The sequence below is a fragment of the Sporosarcina gallistercoris genome (genome assembly GCF_050459885.1).
Lineage (GTDB): Bacteria > Bacillota > Bacilli > Bacillales_A > Planococcaceae > Sporosarcina > Sporosarcina gallistercoris_A.
Window position 1 is genome coordinate 258,348 of sequence record NZ_JBCMNO010000018.1, and the last position, 22,973, is coordinate 281,320.

Below are 22,973 nucleotides of genomic sequence, written 5' to 3' on the forward strand. Positions count from 1 at the left end.
CCTCCTCGTCGCTTTGCTCCTGCGGGGTCTTCGCGCTGCGCTGATCCCCCAGGAGTCGCCGCCCTGCTCTCCAATCAACTCCATATCCCACAGGACTTTCCATATGTATGTGCATTTTCCCTTACAGGTGGGCTCCATGTCCAGCTGGCAAGTTTCTTCAGATTTTGGGCAGCGAAAGTAAGCATCGTCTGCATAGACATTTTTTTAAGTCCCCTCAGGGTTGTCCATCGCATACGATGCTTCTCTTTGGCGTCGGCAAAGACTCGTTCAACCGTCTCTTTGCGTTTTCCGTATATTTCTTTGATTTCATAATGGTGTCTCAAGTCTTCTGCTACATCTAGATAGTCTTGCCATATATGACGTTGAATCAGCTTTTGTTGATTTTTACTTTTCGTACACTGATCGATTACTGGACAAAGATAACAATCGAAATGCTCATCATAAACGTACTCATTTTTCTTGAAGAAGCCTTCCTTTGTCATAGGCCGTTTATAAGGAAACACCAGCAATATCTATTTTTTCAGGAGAAAGTTTGCAATAGCTGGTGTCTTATAGGCAGCGTCAGCGGCGACAGCCAGTGGACGTTTTACCTTATCGATAATTTTTTGGATCAACGGTTGAAGCATATTGCTATCGTGATCATTACCGGGAGTAACGATATTTGCGAGCACAATAATGAGTACAACTGGATCTATGCTGGGTCTCCCAAATAATGAATATAGATCTTCAACCAATGGATAAATGAAAGAAAAATCAATTGCTGCATCTAATTTACGAACCAAATGGTCTTGCGGAACTAACTGTTCGATTGTAAGCATTTCCATCTGTTCCCGTTTATTAACTTGATTTTTCGTCATCATTTCCATCACCTCATTTGATTGTTGGGAGATTCTGTTGATTGTAGCGGAGAGCGGCGACTCCGTAGGGATCAGCGAAGCTCGAAGACCCTGGACTGAGCAAAGCGAGGGAAGCGGCTGAGGGCAAGCCCCTCGGAAAGCGTCCGCTCGCAGCGGAAATCAACTTTTCCTAGTTAATACTATTGTAAAAGAAAAAGACTATAGGCAACCCCCGTGATTTCTGAAGTTTGTCTACAGTCTGCGACCACTTTCTTCAAGTGGTCTTTTTTTATTGGGTAAATATATATTAGGGGGATTTGTGGATGAATATTGAAGACCAAGTTGTATTGGTGACCGGAGCGAGCCGAGGTTTAGGTCGAGCGATTGCAGAGGCATTTGGACGTGAAGGAGCAAAAATTGTTGTCAATTATTACACACGTAAAGAGCTTGCCGATGCAGTTGTTGAGTCAATTGGTTCAGAACGCTGCATTGCGATCCAAGCAGATGTCCGTGAGAAAGATCAGGTTGAGGACATGTTTAAACAAACGAAGAATCATTTTGGGAAGCCGATCACAACTATCATTAATAATGCTCTCGTGGGCTTTTCCTTTAATGGAGACCAAAAGAAAGATTTGGAGACAATTGGATGGGCCGACTTCTCTTTACAATTCGAAGGCAGTGTGAAGGCTTCATTAAATACATTACAATGCGGTCTAAGAGATATGGACGAAGCAAAATTTGGACGGATTATAAATATCGGCACAAATTTGTTCCAAAATCCTGTAGTTGCCTATCATGACTATAATACGAGCAAAGCTGCACTGCTTGGTTTTACGCGTAACATGGCTAAAGAACTCGGCCCATTCGGAATCACGGCAAATATGGTTTCTGGCGGCCTGTTATACAAAACCGATGCGAGCGCAGCGACGCCTGACGGTGTGTTCAACATTATCCAATCGAGTACACCATTGCAGAAAGTGACAACACCCGAGGACGTAGCAGATGCAGTTCTTTTTTTCGCTTCACCTTGGAGTCGCTCTGTTACTGGTCAAAACCTGGTTGTAGATGGCGGATTAGTGATGAATTGATGCGAAATCATTGGCCGTCACTTCATTCTTAAAATGGGTTTGACGGTCGTTTCACGATTTAAGTGGGTTTAGATATAGGGCTGCACACTAAACAGTGTTCGATAGCTTGAACGAGCTGTATCGCTGCAGTCGGATATTTTTGAAGTAATTAAAAAAGGGCTGTTCTGTACAAAGACAGAACAGCCCTTTTTACACATTAATAATTGGAATCCGACACTTCACCTTTTACAATGCTAATACCAGAACTTGCGCCAATACGTGTTGCTCCCGCTTTGACAAGTGCATCGAAGTCTTCACCGCTGCGCACTCCTCCCGAGGCTTTCACGCCGATGTCCGGACCAACTGTCTTGCGCATTAAAGCGACGTCTTCAACCGTTGCGCCGCCTGTAGAAAATCCAGTGGAAGTCTTGACGAAATCAGCTCCTGCTTTCACAGAAAGCTCACATGCGCGTACAATTTCTTCATCCGTTAATAGGCACGTTTCAATGATGACTTTTACTAACGTTCCATTGGCTGCATCCACAACTGCACGAATGTCCGCTTCCACCAATTCATCATTTTGTTCTTTTAATGCACCGATATTAATGACCATATCAATTTCACCAGCGCCGTTACTAATTGCATCCTTCGTTTCAAATGCCTTTACCGCCGATGTGCTCGCTCCAAGGGGGAACCCGATCACAGTACATACCAAGACGTCAGATTCCTTAAGCTGGTCGGCTGCATACGCTACCCATGTCGGGTTCAGACATACGGACTTGAACTTGTATTCTTTTGCCTCTTCAATAAGTGCCGTTACCTTATCTTTTGTTGCGTCTGCTTTCAATAATGTGTGGTCAATCATTTGTGCTTTATTCATTAGATCCATCTCCTTCAATTAGTTTGTAATTTCATCGTGTACTAATGTTACAGGTCCTACTTCAGCGGTTGACATTCCATAAGCGTGATAGATTTTTTCTTTCACTGCTTCGACGTCTTCCGTATTGCTGTGAATTGTTACAATCGATTCTCCGATCTTAACAGGATCGCCTATCTTCTTATGCAAGACCAAACCGACTGCTAAGTCAATTTCCGATTCTTTTGTAGCACGTCCTGCACCTAAGAGCATCGCCGCTGTACCGATTTCATCCGCAGTAATCGCAGAGACATAACCGGACTCTTTCGCAGGCACATCGATTTGGTACCGTGCTGCCGGCAGTTTGGATAGATCATCGATTACTGATGTATCGCCGCCTTGAGATTTCAGGAATAGCTTAAACACTTCGAGTGCTTTACCGTTTTGAATGACTTCTTCCAGCATTTTACGTGCTTCTTCTGTCGTGCCCGCTTTCCCTGCAAGGCGGACCATATGGCTGCCGAGAGTTAAGCAAAGCTCATGCAAATCCTCTGGCCCATTTCCTTGTAGCGTTTCAACCGCTTCTTTCACTTCAAGCGCATTCCCAATTGCATAACCGAGCGGCTGATTCATGTCCGAGATCACCGCCATCGTTTGACGGCCAATTTGATTTCCGATTTGCACCATCTCACTCGCTAACTCACGAGCCATCGGTAAGTCTTTCATGAACGCGCCGGTACCGACTTTCACATCAAGCACAATCGCGTCAGACCCAGCAGCGATTTTTTTACTCATGATCGAACTTGCAATCAGTGGAATCGAGCTAACGGTAGCCGTTACATCGCGCAAACTGTAAATCTTCTTATCCGCAGGTGTGATATTTCCAGATTGTCCAATAACCGCAATCTTGTTTGTATTCACTAAGTCGAAGAATTCCTTCTCTGTGATTTCGATATGGAAACCTGGAACCGATTCAAGTTTATCCAGCGTGCCGCCCGTATGTCCGAGTCCTCGTCCGGACATTTTAGCAACCGGGATATCCAGTGCTGCAACGAGTGGAGCGAGCACAAGAGTTGTCGTATCTCCGACTCCTCCTGTTGAGTGCTTATCCACTTTAACGCCATCGATTGCAGATAAGTCCACTTGGTCGCCAGACTCCACCATCGCCATCGTAAATTCAGCGGTTTCTTCGACCGTCATACCTTGGAAATACACCGCCATCTGGAAAGCTGACATTTGATAATCGGGAATCGAGCCTTCCGTGTATCCTGTAATAACAAACTGAATCTCTTCTTTTGTTAACGCTTGTCCATCACGTTTTTTCTCGATCATATCGACCATACGCATAGCATCCAACACTCCTATGTGATTTATTTTGTTCGGTTTCTCTTATAAAAACAGCCCAATGACAGTAGCTGAAAGAACTGAAGCTAACGTTGAACCCATGAGCAATTTCAGTCCATTCCTCGCCACTTCGTCACCTTGCTTAGGACTTAATGCTTTAACTGAACCAGTAATGATTCCAATTGAACTGAAGTTTGCAAAACTTACTAGGAATACAGAAATCATACCCGATGCTTTTGCAGATAAGCCTGCAGAAATATCTGTGAAACTAATCATGGCTACAAATTCGTTTGTGACGAGTTTTGTCGCCATAATGCTCCCCGCCTGTACACTATCTGCCCAAGGAATGCCCATAATGAATGCAATCGGTGCAAACAGATATCCTAAAATAGATTGGAAAGAGATGTCAAACACTAATTCAAAGAGATAGTCAATCCCATTCATCAATGCAATGAACCCAATCAGCATAGCAGCAACGATAATTGCGACTTTAAAGCCATCCATAATACTTTCACTGATCATCTGGAAGAATGATAATTTTTTTTGCGATTCGATTGCTAGCGTATCTTCTTCTTCGGATAATTTATAAGGATTAATAATACTCGCGACAATTAACGCAGATAGGATGTTGAGCACTATTGCAATGACAACAAACCGAGGTTCGATGATTTCCATGTAAGCCCCGACGATGGCGACACTGACAGCACTCATCGCTGATGTACATAATGTATATAAACGCCTTTTAGAGATGCCATCCATTTGGTCTTTCACAGTCAAAAATACCTCAGACTGCCCGAGCACGGCAGAGGATACCGCTATATAGTTTTCCATTTTCCCCATACCGTTTAACTTACTCAGTACGAGTCCAACGTATTTAATGATGAATGGTAAAATTTTAAATTGGTTCAGTATGCCAATTAATACGGATATAAAAACAATCGGCAGCAGTACATTCAAGAAAAATACAGATCCCTTTTCATTTTCCAATCCACCGAAAACAAAGTCTACACCTGTTAACCCGATGTCAATGAGCTTTGAAAATAACATGGAGAAAAATCCAATAGAAACTACGCCGAATTTTGTATTCATTAGAATAAAGGTTAAGATCAGTTGCGTTCCAAGCATAATCGCAATTGGTTTGTACCGTATTTTCTTGCGATCCATACTGCTGATAAAACCAACCACAAATACGAGGGCCAAACCAGTTATGTAAAATACAATGTTCATCTTATTTCCTCCTTTACACGCAACTGATGGTTGCGCTTACAACTCACATTTATAAGAAGTTTTATTTCCTAAAAGGTCAGACCTCTTACTTTCAATTCCATACTACCACATGTTCAGAACAAATGTGCAATGAGCATGAAAAATTGTTCATTCGCAATAAAAAAAAGAATCACACTTATCCATAAGTGGATTCATCTTTTACATTATTGGTGAAGCAATAACGCTTGTGCAGTGTATTGGTCCGTTATGAAAACATTGGCATATCCACCAAGCAGCGCGCCATGGATCGCTTCTACTTTACGACTGCCGCCAGCAACAAGAATCGATTTCTCTTTTTGTTTCAACTCTTCTAATTGAATGCCAATCGTTCTGTCATTAATGCCGGATTCACAAATTTCCCCTGTACTTTTAAAAAAACGCGAGCAAATATCACCAATCGCTTCTTTGTGAAGCAATGTCTTTTCTTCAGCCGTTAAGTAGCCCAGACGAAACAGCATCGAGTCATTATCTACGGTACCCACAGTAAACACAGCGATATTCGCTTGTTTTCCTAGTTCAATAAGCCGATGCAGATACCGATCCGATTCAATGACTGCCTTGACTTCAGGTGTGTCCACTAACACAGGCAGCGGTAAGTACCGCGGTACGGTATGAAAAGCTTCCGCAAATTTATAAACTGTTTCAGAATCATATGTATTGACATCCGATAGACCAATGCCACCTTTCAGCTGAATGACCTCGACACCTTTTACATCTTTTTTCCGCAATGAGTTTGCAACTCGGTACATCGTTCTCCCCCAAGTAACGCCGAGGACGTCCCCATCTTTAACGACATCGTGCAAATACGCTGCAGCCTTGACACTCATGGCTTGCAGCAACTCTTGCTCGTCCTCTTCGGCTGAGTAGGCAATTTTCACTTCTTCAATCTGATATTTCTGCTGCAATGATTTCTCAAGTTCGTCGTTATCCCGGAAAGGATCAATAATGTCTATTTTCACATATCCATAACTTTTCGCTTGCTGCAGCAGCCGGGAAACAGTAGGTCTTGAAATGCCTAACTTCTCAGCGATGGAAAGCTGTGTATAGTCAAACTGATAATAGAGCCTGGCTGCTTCTATAATGAGTTGCTTTTTACCGATGTCCAATGCAAGTCCCTCCATTTACGCCATTATGCAATCGCCTGTCTGTTTCAGATGTATGCTACGGAACACGGGTGATTGACTCCGTTCCGCTTTAACAGGCCGATTATACCACACCAGAAACGAATGCGATTCCCTTTTTCGGAGGGTTCAACAAACTAGCAAACATGCTATGATGGAGTGAGAAGCATTGGATTAGGAGCGGAAACCTTGAGGTTGAATCAATATATTAGTTCTTCTGGCTTTTGTTCCAGAAGACAAGCGGAGCGGTATATTACCGCAGATAAAGTTTTAGTGAATGGCAAGATTGCCCCTCACGTCTGTTTTGTTACAGAGTTCGATCACGTTGTAATAGATGGGCATCGTATTAAGAACACATCTCAAAAAGTTTATTTGCTACTCAATAAACCGAGTGGGATTATATGTACAGCCTCACCTGCCATTGCCCATAATATTATTAGCTATTTATCCTATCCAGAACGTATTTTTCCGGTGGGGCGACTAGATAAAGAAACAGAAGGCCTTATTCTTTTGACAAATGACGGAAGCGTTGTAAATGAGTTAATGAAAGAAGAAAATAACCATGAAAAAGAATATATTGTAACCGTCGATAAAAAAATCACTGAATCGTTACTAGTTGAGTTATCAAACGGTGTCGATATTTACAATCCCAGAAAAAAGGACTATACCAGAACCAATGCTTGCCCTGTAGTTCAGATAGATGATTATACATTTCGGATAACTCTTTCACAAGGATTGAATCGACAAATCCGAAGAATGTGCAGACATTTTCAATATACAGTTATCCATTTGAAAAGGGTTCGTATTAAGCATCTTCAGCTCGGTTCATTAGAGAGCGGTCATTGGCGCTACTTGACTGAAGAGGAAATAGCAGGACTACAAAGGTAGGAGTTATAATTTAATGAATCCCTTTGCAAGAAACTATTATATAATGCGGACACTCACGCGGGAAGCATCCTTGGTGGCAAACGAGATTCTAAAGCTCTACACCGTATATCAAATTCCTTTCACTGAACTATGGATGAAGGGACCGGAGGATGAGCGATGAGGCGACTGCTCAAGCACCCTCAAGATCATTCACTTGTTCTCGAAGAGCCATCTTATTTATCACCAAAACCCAGCAAGGATCCGTACAGTGGGTTGTCATCATCATTCTCTGTACAGATCCTTTGTGATTCCCCTTTTAGGTCCTTACATTTCACCACAGTCTTCTAATTTTGCAAATTTTGGGCAAGGAAATTTATTATCCGTTCAAACTTCCACGATTCCTTATCACATGAGAGCTTTCAACTGTATTCTACTAATCTCTGTAAATCACTATCTTTCAATAGGATGTCGGTATACCCCATTCGTTGAGCGAGCTGTGTAAGATGGGGCTGTTCCAATCTTGCTTCGCTCATAAGTTGTTTTTGAGCAAACGCACTACGCGTTCGCCCGTTGAACACGACACGGCCCTCATTCAAAATAATTGTACGCTCAAAGGTCTCTGCAACGAAATCCATATCATGTAAAATACAGAAGACTAATTTGCCTTGTGCGTATAATTCGTGGATGATTGCAGCCAATTTCGCTTTTCCTTCAGCGTCCTTACCCATCGTGGGTTCATCGAAGATCACAATTTTTGTTTCCATTGCTAAAATCGATGCGACCGCAACCATTTTCCTTTCAGCAAAACTTAAATCATATGGATTATCATCCTCTTTCCCGATTAGACCAACAAGCTCCAGCATTTTCAGTGCATTGAACTTTGCGGTTTCCTCTGATTGGCCAATCATTATCGGACCAAACATCACTTCATCCAATACTCTATTCTTAAAGATCTGGTCATTGGGATTTTGAAAGATCAGTCCAATCACAGCAGCCAGTTCCGCAGCAGTATGGTCAGCTGTTTTAATTCCATCAATAATGATCTCACCATGATTAGGTTTTAATAATCCTTTAAGTAATTTTACAAAAGTTGTTTTACCGGCACCATTTTGGCCAATCATTGCAATCGGCATGCCGCGCAATGTCAAGTCCAATCCTTTCATTACTTTTACATCTTCTGTATAGCCAAAGTGAAGATCCGACACAACCATTTCAGCGGTTTGGAGATGGGGTACAGGTTCTTGGATTTCAGGTGGAGCTACATGCTCCAAACCAGACGTCGGCATCTCTTCCAATACGACGGGCAGATTTCTTTTTGCATCTCTAGGCAGATTGAGTAATTTTGCTGCTGACGTGTACACGGGTGGCGCGATTCCATAGGTTTCTAAATCGTCTCTGGAAAAAATCTCTGCAGGCGTCCCCGTCTGGATTAACTCGCCTTCATGCATTAAAAAAATACGGTCTGAATAGGCGGCCAACTTTTCAATGTTCTGTTCAACCATGATAATGGTGATCCCTTGCTCCGATAGCTGGTCGACGACTTTAAACACTTCTTCAGAGCCTTGCGGGTCCAGCTGGGATGTCGGTTCATCCAATACCAGAATATCCGGCCTCATCGCGAGGACACTCGCAATCGCGACACGCTGCATTTGACCACCCGAAAGAGAAAATACATTCTTATCCCGCAACTCTTCTATCCCTAACTGGTGCATGCACTCTTGAATACGACGGTGCATATCTGCTCTTGGAACCCCTAAGTTTTCGAGTCCGAATGCAATTTCATCATATACTGTGAATTTCGCGCCCGTCATTTGGGAGAACGGATTCTCCAAGACGAGCCCCACTTTCGATGTGACCTCACTTACTGAATGGGCATACACTTCCAATTCGTCCAAAAAGACATTTCCGCCATACGTCCCTTTAAAGAAGTGGGGGATCAAACCGCTAAGTGCATAGCAAAGTGTAGATTTCCCTGCAGTATTCTTACCAGCAATCCCGATGAATTCACCCTGTTCAACTGTGAAGGAGACATCCTTTAATGCAAAATTTCGACTCGCTGGATACTTATAGGTGAGATGCTCGACTCGGATACGGCTCAAAGGATTCCCCTCCAGACAATGACTGCAGCCAGTAGTACGACTAACAGAATTTTAACAGCGAGCCCATATTTAAAGTGAATGGGCTCGTGGAGAAACGTTCGAACGTTTTTTGAGTTGAAGCCACGGATTTCAAGTGCAATCGAACGCTCTCGCGTATCGCTGAGTGAACTTAACACCACGGGACTAAGCAATGGAATGAAGGACTGGAGACGAGTGAACAGATTCCCTTCCGTTTCCATCCCGCGTGAACGCTGAGCGTCCGTAATCCGATTCTTTGTCGCGATCATTTGCGGAATGATTTGCAGAACGGACAACAGGACATAGCCGATTTTGGGCGACAATCCTTTCCGGATAAGCGAGTCGACTAAATCGTCAGGCTTGGTCGTGAGAATGAGAACACCAAAGGCGCATACCATATTAAGAACTCGAAGTGTCAGCAGCAGTGCGAACGAAAACCCTTCCTTGTATATGGTGAGTGGCCCGATTGTTCCCCATACCGTTGTACGGTCAGGATGGAAAAATCCCTGCACGATAATAATTGAAAGAATGAGTACGAAACTAAGTCCGATAATAGGAAGAATCGCGTGGATGACTTTTCCAATGAGAAGCAGCAATAGTGTGAAAGTAAGAACCCCTATGACAAATGTATGATTCGGTAAAATATACGTCACCGCCACCGAAACGAAAACGAAAAGTAGTTTTGTCAAAGGGTCGACGTCATGGATGATGGAATCTTTTTTCACATAGAGTGTCATCTTCCTCATGGTATTCCCCCTAATCTACAACCGCTCAATTTCTGACCGGCTATCATAAAGTTGGGTCAAGTTGTTCGGCAGATTTCTAAAGATCAGGAAACCGATCAATACTGTGACGATTTTGTCAGGTACATCGACCACGATGCTATCTGCAAAAGAAGCAAGCCATAATGGAAGATCTTGTGCAATCATCGTTGCAAATAAGGCATCTCCCCAAACGTTGCCTGTCTGCCCGCCCCAAAAGAGAATATTGAGCGGTGTGGAAACAGTAGCTGCAATCACTCCGACAACCAAGCCAAGAACAAGTGCCCTTCCAACAGAAGCAATCCACCCCCGGTACGCCATGATTCCCACAACCAGGCCAATGACGCCTGAAGTTATGGCATACACAAACGATACCGGACTCGCTGTAAACCCATAGATGACGTTGTTAATGATTCCTGTCAGCGCCCCGATAATAGGACCCGCTAACATACTTGAGAGTACCGTACCGATCGAATCCAACCACAAGGGCAGTCTCAGTAACTCGGTAACTAATTTCCCGAGATAGTTAATGCCGATAGCTGCAGGGATCAGGACAAGTGCAGCTGTTGAAAACTTCATAGACCACATACTGTGTTTCTTCATCGAATGTTCCCCCTTTTTGCTGTAACGAATACGGTTTATGTAAAGTGTTTTTACAAGTGTCTTTACACAAGACAAGACTATTATAGACTATGAGATTCGAAATACATAGTATTTTTTATTTGTTTTGCTTTCGAGAATCGCGAAAGTTGTTATCGAGTTTTTCGGGTTGTCATAGATTTCGTTCTGTTCTTGGGAATCTCAGACTTGGAATAAGCGGGTTGCATGCGGAAACGAGCGGGTTCGTTCTTGGAATGGGCGGGTTTCATGGAGAAACGAGCGGGTTGACAGACAACTAGTTCAGCCTACACCCAGGATCCTAAAATGCGCAGCAACGCGGAGCACACCAATCAAGCTTGGTTTCGATAGTGATAAAAGAAGGATTGGTCGCGAGCTTGGATTCGAGTAGGAAAAAGAAAATTACCGCGGGAACGGGCGAATTGCACGGTAAATGAGCGGGTTGCACGGAGAAACGAGCGGGTTGGGACTTGGAATGAGCGGGTTGCACGAGAAAACGAGCGGGTTCTGACGCGGAATGAGCGGGTTGAACGGGGAAACGAGCGGGTTCTGACTCGGAATGAGCGGGTTGCATGGAGAAACGATCGGGTCGAAGACAACTAGTTCAGCCTACACCCCCGATTCTAAAATGCGCAGCAAAGCGGAGCACACCAATCAAGCTTGGTTTTGATAGTGAGAAAAGAAGGATTGGTCGCGAGCTTGGATTCGAGTAGGATAAAGGGAATTACCGCGGGACCGGGCGGGTTGCACGGATAAACGAGCGGGTTGAATATTTTTGAAGTACCTGTGCATGAAACTAACATGTGTATTAAAATTAACACTATCGTTTCTCACACAGGTACCTCGCACTACTCGTTAAACCACTTCTGTCCCCACTTTTCAATACTCTCCCAAAACTCTTTTCTCTTTTCGTCCTTTTCTTTTTTCTTCTCCTTCTTTTCTCTTACTTCCTTCGCCTTTTTCTTCTGCTTCTTCAGCTCTTTTATTTCATCATCAATTAACGACAAATCAAAGTTCTTCGTAGATAATTCACCGGCTGATTGCGAAACAACCTGCGCGAAAATGGGCGGTGCGGTAAAGCTGCTCGTAGAGGTTAAATAATGGTCGGTATCTGTTTTATCATATCCGAGCCAGACCGCACCGGCAATGTCGGGTGTATAGCCGACGAACCAGTGATCTTTGGAACCTTCTACTCCTTCAAACGGGAGCTGTGTGGTGCCCGTCTTCCCCGCTACGTCCATACCCGAAACCAGTGCTTTTTTCGCAGTCCCTTCCTCTACAGCCCCTTGTAACATATACGTCATTTGCTCGGCAACTTCCGCATCAGTCACTTGCACGGACTCTCCCTTCCACTTCCCGAGCACTTTTCCTTCCGAATCTTTAATTTCTGTAATCGCATGGGCTTCTTCCATCACGCCATCATTCGCAAACGCGGAAAACGCTTGTGCCATCCGTAAAGGAGAGGTTCCTTTGTCCATCCCTCCAAGCGCCAATCCAAGCGTACGGTCATTTTTTGTCAATGAAATCCCAAACCGTTCCACCGCACTCACGCCTTCTTGGATGCCGATCTGATCTAACAGCCAGACGGGAGGGATATTGTACGAGTGGGTAAGCGCATCGTACATGGTTACTTCTCCTCTATATTGCTGATCAATGTTTTTCGGGGAGTACCCCTTCATATCGATCGGTTCATCCAAAAGCAAATCCGACATATTATATCCGTTTTCAAGTGCCGGAGTATAGACAGCAAGAGGCTTTAGCGCAGATCCGGGCTGCCGGATGAGATCGGTCGCATTATTGAAGCGTCCTTGCGTATACTCTCCTCTCCCACCGACTAACGCGAGGATCCCGCCCGTTTTAGGGTTTATGAAAACAGAGGCACTTTGCAAAAGCTGATCCGGGGTGCTCTTCGGAAAATACCGGTCATCCGCATATACGTCTTCGAGCGCATCCTGGACGACTGGATTGATTGCAGTCGTAATATGCAATCCACCGGACAGCACTTCATCCTTCGTCAACTCATACGTATTCACCGCCTCGTCGACTACACGATCGATATAATACGGATAGTTCTTTTCGTCTCGTGGCACTGTCGAATCAGACAGTACCAGCTTCTGTCCAACCGCTTCATCATATTCTTCCTGGCTAATATAGTGTTCACGCAACATCAGCGACAACACCAGATTGCGCCGTTTCAGCGATTTTTCCATATTTTTCGTAGGCGATAAATTTGACGGAGCTTTAATAATTCCTGCGATTGTCGCAGATTCGCTTAACGTCAATTCGCTGACATCCTTACCGAAATACGTCTGTGCCGCACGTTGGACACCCCACGCCCCGTTGCCGAAATAGATATAGTTCAAGTAACGTTCCATGATCTCCTCTTTCGAAAACGTCCGTTCAATTTTCTTGGCAAAGATCAGCTCCTTGAATTTACGGGAGAACGTACGCTCCTGCGTCAAAAACACATTTTTCGCAAGCTGCTGCGTAATCGTACTGCCTCCTGACACGATCTTTCCTTTAAGCGCGTTCTCGACTAAGGCGCGCCCCATCCTCAAATAATTAATGCCATGATGGTTATAGAAGCGTTGATCTTCCACGGAAATGACAGCTTCAACCAGTGTATTCGGAATCTGATCGATCGACACACCTTCTATTTTCGAATTCGAAACCTTGCTGATTACTTCTCCGTTCGGATCGTAAATAACCGTCGATCGGGGCGCGGGTCCTTCGAGTTCACTGACATCGCTGAATGTGATGAAAAGATTCAGTACAAGTAGTACAGAAAGGACGGCAAGCACGATACCAACACTTACGAAACGAATGACCTTTTTCTTCAGGCTGCTTTTCTTTTTCATTGCTTTCTTATGTCTTTTTTTATATTCGGATCTTTTCATATAGATTCTCCTGCTTTTTAACTGCGTAGTTTTATTAGTAGTGGACAGCATACTATTGACGAAAGGTGGGTTTTGAAAGTTGCGACCTTCAACTTTGACGGGATTTTCGTACGAGTGCATGAATAAAAATACCTGCGTGAAAAACAAACAGGAAAGTTTGTTTCTCACACAGGTATCGTCTTTTTGAGATGCATGTGCACGAAACTTTCATGTTTGTTCAAACATTCATGATTGTTTCTAATGCAGCATCGAGTTTTTATTTTCAAGCTAACATGGTAGTTTCTCGAATAGGTACTGGTAGCCAAGTTCATTTCATTTTATTGAATCCACGGCTTGTTTTGCCTCTAACAAAGTCAAACCAAATTCCTCACGCAGTATTTTGATCGTTTTTATATCCGATGTTGTTTTGAGGGTCTCTCTTGCATAATCTTGAATTCGCTTTCGTTCCTCAGGATCTCTGGATGAAAACTGCTTCAGATCATCGTCTCCTCTATTTCTCATCAAAATGAAAAAAACCACTACAATCAGCAGCGCGTATATTCCCCACGACATCATATCACCTCCACCTTTTGCGCTGCCTGTGCACAAAAATTTTGCGTTTGTTCAAACATTCGTGATTGTTTCTTTCACAGGCATCATTTTTTGATGTACTTTTCCATTTCATAACTATGTACTACTATCTTGCGCTAAACACTCACATAATCCTCTTACAATTTCTTCTGATATAATCAATTTAATTTCCTTATTAAATAGCCGAGATTCGCTATTGTATATGTCTTTATCTTACTATAATCATACCATTCAAAGGCTTTAAAACAATATAGCGGTTGTTTGAAGTTTGTTTTCATGCATCTATCAAATTAAATAATCCCCTACCCCACCTACATACCCTGTATAGTGAAACTACATCCATTACCTTAAACAATACAAACTGGAGGCGACACACAGTGAAAAAAATCATCCTAACAACCGAAAGCGGTGCCGATCTGCCCGAATCTTTGGCGAAAAAACACAACATTCACGTAGTACCGATGCACGTTATCATGGATGGCACGGACTATCTAGACGGTCAGTTGCCAGTTTCGGACATCTTTAATTTCTATGAGCGCACGAAAAAGATCCCTTCCACCGCTGCGACGAATATGCATGAGTACCAGGAGTTTTTCAAAACGATCCGGACGGAGTTTCCTGACAGCGTCATCGTTCATGTAGGATATACATCCAAAGCGTCGGTTTCCTATCAGAATGCACTGACGGCTGCGGAAGATGTGGAGGATATATATTTATTCGATGCGTTGAACGTCACGGGCGGATTGACTGCGGTTGTGATGTATGCGGCTGTCCTGCTCGAGAAAGAGCCTGACATCGATCCTAAACGTCTGGTGGAGATGGTTAAGGCAAAGGTTCCGAAGTCACGATTGGCATTCCTTCCCGGCAGCCTGGACTTTCTGAGGGCTGGAGGACGGGTCAGTAATATGGCGTATCTTGGTGGTGCGTTGCTGAAGATCAAGCCGTGTATTGAATTGGTGGACGGTAAGCTTATGTCGACTCGGAAATACCGCGGAAAAATGGAAAAGGTCGCTGAAAGTCTGTTTCATGATTATCTACAGCAATACACTATCGACAGACAGCAGATCTATTTCATCTATTCAATCGGGCTGAGTGAGACGATCAAACAACGGATCGACGAGATTGCGCTGGAACAAGGATTCGAGAATAGTTTATGGATTGAAGCGGGCGCGATGATCTCGACGCATTCGGGTCCTGGAGGATTTGGTATCGCGGGGTTGGAAGTGTAAGTAATTTTTTTGCGCTGCCTGTGCACGAAACTTTCATGTTTGTTTCTAACACAAGCAGGGCGAATTTAAATTTCTTTTATCACAAACAGTCATTTTTCAATTAAATGTATGCTCTTTTGACAACGAGGCTACTTCATTTAATTCATCAACATAATAATCAAAGAAATCGTTTGATTTTTTGGTGTCTGAACATATCAATACTGGTAGTTTACTCGATCTTCCCGGCATAATCCTAGTATCGACTACAATGACTTGATCGTCCACTCTATAAATAGTCCTAGCAGGAAATAAATCATGAAAATACAATTTTAGACCACTCTTTTTATTCTCTCTTTTTAATTCATTTATACTTTCCCATAACGTTTTCACTCTTTCTATCGTAGCTTTTAATTCTTCTTCTGTCGTATTATATTGTTGAGCTAATGCTGGTAAGAATCTTGAATCAGGTGAAATCAAAAAAACTCTAATTTTGCAACTTGAATTTCTTAATTTATTTACAAAGTGATCATGATTAGTTTTAGTCCACGATTCCCCGTATGTATGAAACACATCAATATTATTTTTAGCGTTCTTTATATAATAACCATAATCAACAGTAGTAATATCTAAAATTGTTTCATCTATACCAGTTTTCTGAATATCTTCTTTTAATTTTAATTTCTTGAAAATTAACTCTACTAATTTGTCCTTCATAAAAAAGTCATTAACTGCGGTAAAAACTCCTGATATTAGTAAAGCTGCACCTATATTGTTTAATATTGCTTTCCAAACTGTTCCGAACGTTAATTCTGATAGATAAAAAAATAATATCCCTACTAGAATTATAATTAATATTGTAACAAAGTTTGAAACACCAAAAATTCTTTTTATAAAAATATTTTTAGGCATAAACTAACTCCTAACATTATATGATTGCTGTCAGTGTGGTGTTGTTTACCTGTACACGAAACTATTGCGTTTGTTCAAATATTCATGATTATTTCTTACACAGGCAACAATTTTTATTTACATAAGTATTCACCTAGTTATATGAAGAATTTTATCGGCTAAGTCGCTAAATACAGATTTAAAAACATCTCTGTTTTTTTCGTGTGTAGATAATACTTTACCAAATTGTTCTAACTGATCTTTTGTCAATGAAAAAACTGGAACATTATACTTTTGAGACTGCGCTATTAAGCTGTTAAAATCAGAAATATATACTAAATTGAAGCGATCAGGATTAAGAATATTTTCTTGTATTTCTTCAAATTTGTATTCTTCTACAATCATATTTCTATCCTTCAAAGTAGGTATCAAATTTGCTTCAACGTTATTATTTATTCTATCAATCCAAGTCTGAAAAGATTTGGATGGGATACCGTTTTTTGGACGATACCTTTGCAATATGGTCCCAATAAATCTCGGCTTACTATTGGGTAATTTATAATAAGCATTTTTGAAAATAGTTTCTCTCTTAATTCTCGAATAAATATTGTCCCATTCAGGCAGCACTCTAATGAGTGAGTTAATTGCCATATTACAGAAATAGTCAGGGCTACATGGAACCATAAAATAATCACTTTGCATTAAAATATTGGCATTTGTAGCTGTAACACTTGGACTCATGTCAATTAGCACAATGTCAATATTGTACTTTTCTGCAGTTAAAAGAATCATACCATGTAGTGCACCAGGTATATTTTGAGTGAGTTTTAAACTACCAGTTAATTCTTGAGAAATACCTATAGGTACATCATATTCTGAAAAGGCAATGTGTCCTGGCAAGAGAAACAAATTATCTCTACCAGGTATTTCAAAACAGTTTGCGGCTTCCAATTCCTTAGGCAACCCTTCAAAAACAGGTTCCAAAACACTCTTTATATTATTATTTTCACTTCCTTCATAAAAACTTTCGATATCTTCAATTCCAGCTAAATTTAGACATACTCCTGTTAAATTGCATTGTGAGTCTGCATCAATCATTAAGACTCTTTGTCCTTTCTCGGCCAACATCCAACCTAAATGGAATGTTGTAGTCGTCTTACTTACCCCGCCTTTATTATTGAATAACGAAATGATTTTTACCATAAATAAACCCCTTTACTTTTTTAAAGTATATTTAGTTATATCTTACACAACCTACTAATTTTACCTTTAGTATTTTAGCTAGCGCCCACTCCCGTTGCCTGTGCATGATACTTTTGTGTTTGTTTAAACATTAATGATTGTTTCTTACGCAGGCATAGTAATAAATTATCCATAACATCTAACTCCCTAGACTACATAAGATTGATTTCACAAATCTACCGCAACTCATCCTCATAAGGCACAATCTCATCCTGCAACATTTTCAACCACTCTCGCTTCATTTGCGGGCCATATTTCAACGGTTTCGCATCTGGATGGACTTCTTTGTATTTATCGAACCATTTGCTGTCAAGGATGCCGCTGATATTTGGTATGTCTTCGGATCTTGGTACGTATTGGATAGCCGATAGATGCAATTGGTATTCGTTGACGAACCAGGTGTTGGACAGATTTTCGATGGCTGCTTTGGAAGCGTCGGTGAAGTACTTCCGTTTGATGGCTAGGATGTCCTCGTCTGATGTTACTAATCTTGTATCTATTTCGTTTAGCATGCTGTAATACACGTTCTTGACGGCTTGTGGCTTGTTGGTTTTCTGAAGCAACTGCTCGATTTCTACACGTACGTCGTGTTTGTCCGCACTCGTTGCATAGACTTCAAGCAACTGGTCAATGTACGTAGAGTTTAGCTATATTGTCTGCATAGAACTCAATTTCCGATAAATCCGGTTCATCATCAGTTAGATCGCTTTCATTCATTAACGATCCTTTGACCGTATTGTAAATCTCTACATACTCTTCCAGTATCTTCACTTGTTCCTTCAATACTTCCGATTTTTCCATGTCGTCATTGTAATCGTCTTAGGTGACGAGTGCTTCGAACGCATTGTTTAACTCCTGGAATGCCTTCACAAATTCCACTCGTTGATCGAGCGGTGAATTCTGATCGAGGTTTGCAATATTTGGCACTGACGTTTTGAATTCTTGATGTGCTGTGTCGAAGCGTTTTTTGATTTTTCATAAGAAGGATATACCAGTGCCGCTTCCTCTTGAGCCTGTGAGTATAACTTCGTCGCTTCTTCGACTTCGCTGCATGGTCTCGGGTTTCCAATACGTAGTTAATCGGTACCTGGACCGCATACAAATGACCTGATTAAGAATGTCAGTGGGAACAGTAAAAAGTATCCCGTAAAATATATTCTCTCTTCAATCATCATTTGTCACCTCTTAGTCATTGAGTGATTCAGAAGTTTAAAAATTAGTGTAGGGTACCTGTGTAGCAAACTTTCATGTTTGTTTAAACATTCACGAATGTTTCTCGCACAGGCACTTATCAAAACGCAATAGTTTTTTACACAGTTGCTTCGCACTAAAAGCAATCATTTCCTAATTATAGATTTAATTATATTCGGGCCAAATTTAACTGCAGTGCCTACCATCGCTGTTAAAGCTACCCCAGTTAACCCAGCCAAGAATTTTTTATTTTTATCGTCATGTTCTAGCGCATTCTTAGCATGCGTGTCTATTCTTTCGTAAATACTTTCTCTCTGTTCTTAACTGAGATCCTCTCTTTTAAGTTCATCCTCATAAATTTGAATTGTCTGTTTCAACAAATCTAATACCTTGTTTGATGAGCTGAAAGTAGAATCAGTTATCTTTAAAACCATTTCTTTAATACTAGGTGCTAATTTCATTAAGTTTATAATATCATCTAAAGAAATATCAATATTGTCTTTTTTCAAAATAAAGTGCTTCAGATAGTGTAAAATCATTTTCAGATTCATTATTTATATCATTCAAAAAAATCTCTCCCTCCAAGTAAAATTAGTCATTCACAATAGTTATAACCTACTAACACAGGTTGTTTAACCATTTGAGGTTTTTCGTACCATAGCTCTTTCTCTGCACTTCATCTTTTTTATATTCTAATGTCTATTAACGAATTTAGCATGAATGCTTGAATGAACATGATTGGCCGAACCAACATGAAAGTTTCTCACATAGCTACTTAAATATTTTGTCGAAAAATTAACTATTTTCCTTTACTATCATTATATCATCTCCAGTATTTTACACAATACTCATATATTCGTCATTGATGTATGTAAAAATAAAAAACTATCCCTTCTATTGTGTAACCTAACAGAACGGATAGTATATTTTTATACAACTATATATAACTTTACCTCAACTCGTCCCCATAAGGCACAATCTCATCTTGCAATGTCTTAAGCCACTCTTTTTTCATTTGTGGGCTGTAGCTGAACGGTTTGGCGTTTGGGTGGAGTTTTTTGTATTTGTCGAATTGCTTGCTGTTCAAGATGCCGCTCATGTTGGGAATGTCTTTGGATCCCGGTACGTATTGCCGAGCAGAGAGCTGGAGTTGTTCTTCGTTGACGAACCATGTATTGGATAGCTCTTCGATGGCTGCGTTGGATGCGTCGGTGAAGTATTGACGTTTGAGTGCCAAGATATCCTCATCCGGTGAGACGAGCCGGTTGTCGATTTCATTGAGCATGCTGTAATAGATATTTTTCACAGCTTCTGGCTTATCCATTTTATGCAGCGCTCGCACCAACTCTTGACGTGCACTTTCTTTATCTTCTGTCACTGCGTATACTTCCAACAGCTGGTCGATGTAGGCCGAATCGATATCGTAGAGTTTGGTCGTGTTGTTCCCGTAGAATTCAATCTCCGAAAAGTCCTCACCTTCGCCTTCCTCTGACGGTTCGTTGATCAAAGAGCCTTTGACTGTATTGTAGACGCCAATATACTCTTCTAAAGTCTTCACTTGCTCTTGCAAGACGTGTGATTGCTCCATTTCGTCGTTGTAGTCATCATACGTGACCAGTGCTTCAAACGCATTGTTCAGTTCCTGGAAAGCTTTCACAAATTCCACTCGTTGTTCTAACGGAGAGTGCTCATCGATTGCGGAGAGATCCGGTACACACGTTTTAAACTCCACATGTGCAGTGTCAAAGCGCTTTTTGGATTTTTCATACGACGGATAGACCAGTTCTGTTTCTTCCTGAGCTTGTGAATACAACTTTGTCGCTTCTTCGACATTGCGCTGCATCGTTGCAGGCTTTCGGAATGTGACAATCAATCCTTTTTTCTTATCCGGATACGTCCGATTGGTGCGGGAGAACGCTTGAATCAGATTCGCATAACTGAGGTTCCGATCGACGAACAACGTGAGGACGGTCGGGGCATCGAATCCTGTCAGTAAGCGATCGACTACAATGACTAAGTCGACTTGTTTATCCAATTCTTTAAACTCTGCACGCTTGCGCGCAAGTCGGTTGTTAATGTCTCCATTGTAACGTTCGATATCCTCGAGCGACCATGCGGTACCGTAATACGCATTGTAATCCGCGATGATTTGTTTCATTTCCTCTTGGGATTCATTGGCATCTGCTGCATTTTCATCTAAAGAGTACGTAATCGCAATGCGCGGAAAATCCGGATCATCCATTGTACGACCTTTCCGTAAAGGGTGAGCCGCAAATTCGATTTCCATCCAGTCTGGATCTGCAGTCATTTTCTTAATGGCATGATAATAACGCTTCGCCATGGCGATAGAACTCGTCGTCAGGATCGCAGATTTCGTTGGGCGTCCGTTTTTAAAATCGAATTTTGAATACGCATTGTCAGGCTTCAGTAGTTTGCGAAGCACTTCATGGATATGCTCTTCCGTTTCGTACGTGGACGTATCTAAAAAGTCCTCTTTTTGAATGGGGTCCATTTCATCGATCAACTTGCTCAATTCTTCACTCGGCATGTCGGCATATTTCTCTTTTAAACGAAGCTGTTGATAAATCGTATTGTGCAAGGAAATCGGTTCAATCGTGTCTTCGTGCTCGACTTGAAAACCGAGTACCGCTCCGTCTTCGAGAGCGTTTTTAATGGTATACGTATGCAGCACTTCTCCATATTGGTCATGAGTGGTTCGCGCCAGATTGCCTTGTGCTTGTTTTTTGTTTTCTTCGAAAATGGGAGTGCCTGTAAACCCGAACCACGTAGAATTCGGGAAAAATTCTTGAATAGCTTTCATACCTTCTGCGCTGAGTGCACGGTGGCATTCATCGACTACAAATACGATATGCTCACCCATGAGCTTGTTAAATCGGTTCGTTCCCCGTTCTTCTTCGATGCTTTTTGCATGCTTTAACGCAGCTTCTAACTTTTGACGCGTCGTGATAATGACCGCACTCGAATTTGCGCTCGACAACAGCGTTTCACTGAGTTCTTTTGAACTGCCAGTCCCGACGATCAAACTGTTCGATCGAGCGTTGCCTGAAGAAATCCCCGTATTGAATTCCGATGCAAATTTCGTAAATTCACTCGTCGTCTGATTGTCCAAGTCTTTTCGGTCAATGAGCATCACGGTACGATCGACACCAGGCTTACGTGCCAGCAGTTTTGTTGAGACGAAGCTCGTCAGTGTTTTCCCTGATCCGGTCGCATGCCACACGTATCCTGACTGGTGTTTCATGGCCGAGGCGAACAGCGCTTCAATCGCATGGATTTGGTACGGATGCAAGACCATCAACACTTTATTATCTTGGTCTTCACTGACGATTGTATAGTTTGCAATGAGACGGTGGGCATCTGGAATATTGAGCACTTGCTTACAAAAGTCATACAAGTTGTCGACTTTTTCGTTATCTGGCGTCCGCCAGCCGAAGATGAACTTTCTGTGCAAATCTTTCGGCAAGGCATTCGCAAAATAGCGCGTTGTCTGTTCGTTTGAAATGACAAACAACTGCAGCGTCGAGAAAATGTTATTTTTAAAGACACCTTCTTCTGCATACTTCTTGACTTGGTTGAACGCTTGGAAATACCCGTCTTTGGCTGTTACTTGCTTCAGCTCAATTTGCACAATCGGCAATCCGTTGATGAGCAGCGTCACGTCAAATCGTCGGTCACGGCCCGAATCGTCCACTTTCTGTTTCGCAATCTGATTGACAACTTCATACGTCGAGATGCCGCCGCCTATATCTTGGTTGGAATAAAGTACTAGGGACATCGAACCGAGGGATACGTCTTCACGTTCAATCGTAATGCGTGCAATCCCGTTTTCCCCTTTGAGCCATTTGGCAGCTTCAAACGGCGTTTTCGTCATTTGCAGCAATTCAGTTTGAATGGTTTCAAATTCATATTCCGTTAGCGGTGTCTCTCCGATTTCGGATAAATTATTTTGAGTAATAATCTTGCGTAAATTGTTCCACAAGTCTTGTTCAGACTTCAAATCCGGCCGATAATTCCACTGATTGTGCCCTTCGCCTAATACTTCAATGAGACGTCGTTCCACTTCCGCTTCATCGTTATACTGGAGTTTGGTCATCTGGTATCCT

At 42.1% G+C, this 22,973-nt stretch carries 19 protein-coding genes and 1 pseudogene; 4 read left to right on the forward strand and 16 right to left on the reverse strand.

What is annotated here, in order from left to right:
* Positions 1-74: 74 nt before the first annotated feature.
* A pseudogene (locus tag ABE021_RS11865) lies at positions 75-860 on the reverse strand (transposase).
* Between the two features lie 299 nt (positions 861-1,159).
* Here ABE021_RS11865 and ABE021_RS11870 point away from each other — a divergent pair.
* Positions 1,160-1,924, forward strand: coding sequence for a 3-oxoacyl-ACP reductase (locus ABE021_RS11870; protein ID WP_430288907.1), 765 nt, complete (start codon positions 1,160-1,162; stop codon positions 1,922-1,924).
* Between the two features lie 196 nt (positions 1,925-2,120).
* Here the strand turns inward: ABE021_RS11870 and deoC are convergent, their stop codons facing one another.
* The 4 genes from deoC to ABE021_RS11890 form a co-directional block, all read right to left on the reverse strand.
* Complete coding sequence (gene deoC, locus ABE021_RS11875) at positions 2,121-2,783, reverse strand: deoxyribose-phosphate aldolase (protein ID WP_430288908.1); 663 nt, start codon at positions 2,781-2,783, stop codon at positions 2,121-2,123.
* 18 nt (positions 2,784-2,801) lie between these two features.
* Positions 2,802-4,106: a pyrimidine-nucleoside phosphorylase gene (locus ABE021_RS11880; RefSeq protein WP_430288909.1), complete on the reverse strand. Its 1,305-nt coding sequence runs from the start codon at positions 4,104-4,106 to the stop codon at positions 2,802-2,804.
* Positions 4,107-4,148: 42 nt separating this feature from the next.
* Entirely contained in the window at positions 4,149-5,330 is a 1,182-nt protein-coding gene (locus ABE021_RS11885) for a NupC/NupG family nucleoside CNT transporter (protein WP_430288910.1), read from the reverse strand.
* 203 nt (positions 5,331-5,533) lie between these two features.
* Positions 5,534-6,475: a sugar-binding transcriptional regulator gene (locus ABE021_RS11890; protein ID WP_430288911.1), complete on the reverse strand. Its 942-nt coding sequence runs from the start codon at positions 6,473-6,475 to the stop codon at positions 5,534-5,536.
* Positions 6,476-6,679: 204 nt separating this feature from the next.
* Here ABE021_RS11890 and ABE021_RS11895 point away from each other — a divergent pair, with 204 nt between their 5' ends.
* Positions 6,680-7,378 carry a pseudouridine synthase gene (locus ABE021_RS11895; protein WP_430288912.1) on the forward strand — a complete coding sequence of 233 codons (699 nt, stop codon included), beginning with the start codon at positions 6,680-6,682 and terminating at the stop codon, positions 7,376-7,378.
* A gap of 398 nt (positions 7,379-7,776) precedes the next feature.
* Here the strand turns inward: ABE021_RS11895 and ABE021_RS11900 are convergent, their stop codons facing one another.
* Genes ABE021_RS11900 through ABE021_RS11910 form a run of 3 tightly spaced genes read right to left on the reverse strand, consistent with a single transcriptional unit; the run spans position 7,777 to position 10,838 of the window.
* On the reverse strand, positions 7,777-9,456 hold the full coding sequence (locus ABE021_RS11900) for an ABC transporter ATP-binding protein (RefSeq protein WP_430288913.1): 1,680 nt from the start codon (positions 9,454-9,456) through the stop codon (positions 7,777-7,779).
* On the reverse strand, positions 9,453-10,220 hold the full coding sequence (locus ABE021_RS11905) for an energy-coupling factor transporter transmembrane component T family protein (RefSeq protein WP_430288914.1): 768 nt from the start codon (positions 10,218-10,220) through the stop codon (positions 9,453-9,455). The genes ABE021_RS11900 and ABE021_RS11905 overlap by 4 nt, the downstream gene beginning before the upstream one ends.
* Positions 10,221-10,235: 15 nt before the next feature.
* Positions 10,236-10,838, reverse strand: a complete 603-nt coding sequence (locus ABE021_RS11910; protein WP_430288915.1) for an ECF transporter S component — start codon at positions 10,836-10,838, stop codon at positions 10,236-10,238.
* Between the two features lie 146 nt (positions 10,839-10,984).
* On the opposite strand from ABE021_RS11910, the gene ABE021_RS11915 reads away from it, so the two are divergent.
* Positions 10,985-11,134 (forward strand): hypothetical protein, encoded by a 150-nt coding sequence (locus ABE021_RS11915; RefSeq protein ID WP_430288916.1) that lies wholly within the window; start codon positions 10,985-10,987, stop codon positions 11,132-11,134.
* A gap of 567 nt (positions 11,135-11,701) precedes the next feature.
* Here ABE021_RS11915 and ABE021_RS11920 read toward each other — a convergent pair.
* Entirely contained in the window at positions 11,702-13,750 is a 2,049-nt protein-coding gene (locus ABE021_RS11920) for a transglycosylase domain-containing protein (protein WP_430288917.1), read from the reverse strand.
* A gap of 312 nt (positions 13,751-14,062) precedes the next feature.
* Positions 14,063-14,302, reverse strand: a complete 240-nt coding sequence (locus ABE021_RS11925; protein WP_430288918.1) for a hypothetical protein — start codon at positions 14,300-14,302, stop codon at positions 14,063-14,065.
* 395 nt (positions 14,303-14,697) lie between these two features.
* Between ABE021_RS11925 and ABE021_RS11930 the strand changes: the two genes are divergently transcribed.
* Positions 14,698-15,549, forward strand: coding sequence for a DegV family protein (locus tag ABE021_RS11930; protein WP_430288920.1), 852 nt, complete (start codon positions 14,698-14,700; stop codon positions 15,547-15,549).
* Positions 15,550-15,645: 96 nt separating this feature from the next.
* Here ABE021_RS11930 and ABE021_RS11935 read toward each other — a convergent pair whose 3' ends face one another.
* The 6 genes from ABE021_RS11935 to ABE021_RS11960 all read right to left on the reverse strand — a co-directional run bounded on the left by ABE021_RS11935 (position 15,646) and on the right by ABE021_RS11960 (position 22,963).
* Positions 15,646-16,437, reverse strand: coding sequence for a hypothetical protein (locus ABE021_RS11935; protein WP_430288921.1), 792 nt, complete (start codon positions 16,435-16,437; stop codon positions 15,646-15,648).
* Between the two features lie 129 nt (positions 16,438-16,566).
* Positions 16,567-17,619 carry a ParA family protein gene (locus ABE021_RS11940; RefSeq protein ID WP_430288922.1) on the reverse strand — a complete coding sequence of 351 codons (1,053 nt, stop codon included), beginning with the start codon at positions 17,617-17,619 and terminating at the stop codon, positions 16,567-16,569.
* A gap of 215 nt (positions 17,620-17,834) precedes the next feature.
* Complete coding sequence (locus tag ABE021_RS11945) at positions 17,835-18,281, reverse strand: type I restriction endonuclease subunit R, EcoR124 family (RefSeq protein ID WP_430288924.1); 447 nt, start codon at positions 18,279-18,281, stop codon at positions 17,835-17,837.
* Positions 18,282-18,285: 4 nt separating this feature from the next.
* Positions 18,286-18,459: a hypothetical protein gene (locus tag ABE021_RS11950; RefSeq protein WP_430288925.1), complete on the reverse strand. Its 174-nt coding sequence runs from the start codon at positions 18,457-18,459 to the stop codon at positions 18,286-18,288.
* Positions 18,460-18,477: 18 nt separating this feature from the next.
* Positions 18,478-18,585, reverse strand: a complete 108-nt coding sequence (locus ABE021_RS11955; RefSeq protein ID WP_430288926.1) for a hypothetical protein — start codon at positions 18,583-18,585, stop codon at positions 18,478-18,480.
* A gap of 1,213 nt (positions 18,586-19,798) precedes the next feature.
* A complete protein-coding gene (locus ABE021_RS11960) occupies positions 19,799-22,963 on the reverse strand; it encodes a type I restriction endonuclease subunit R (RefSeq protein ID WP_430288927.1) in 3,165 nt (1,054 codons plus the stop codon).
* Positions 22,964-22,973: the final 10 nt, after the last annotated feature.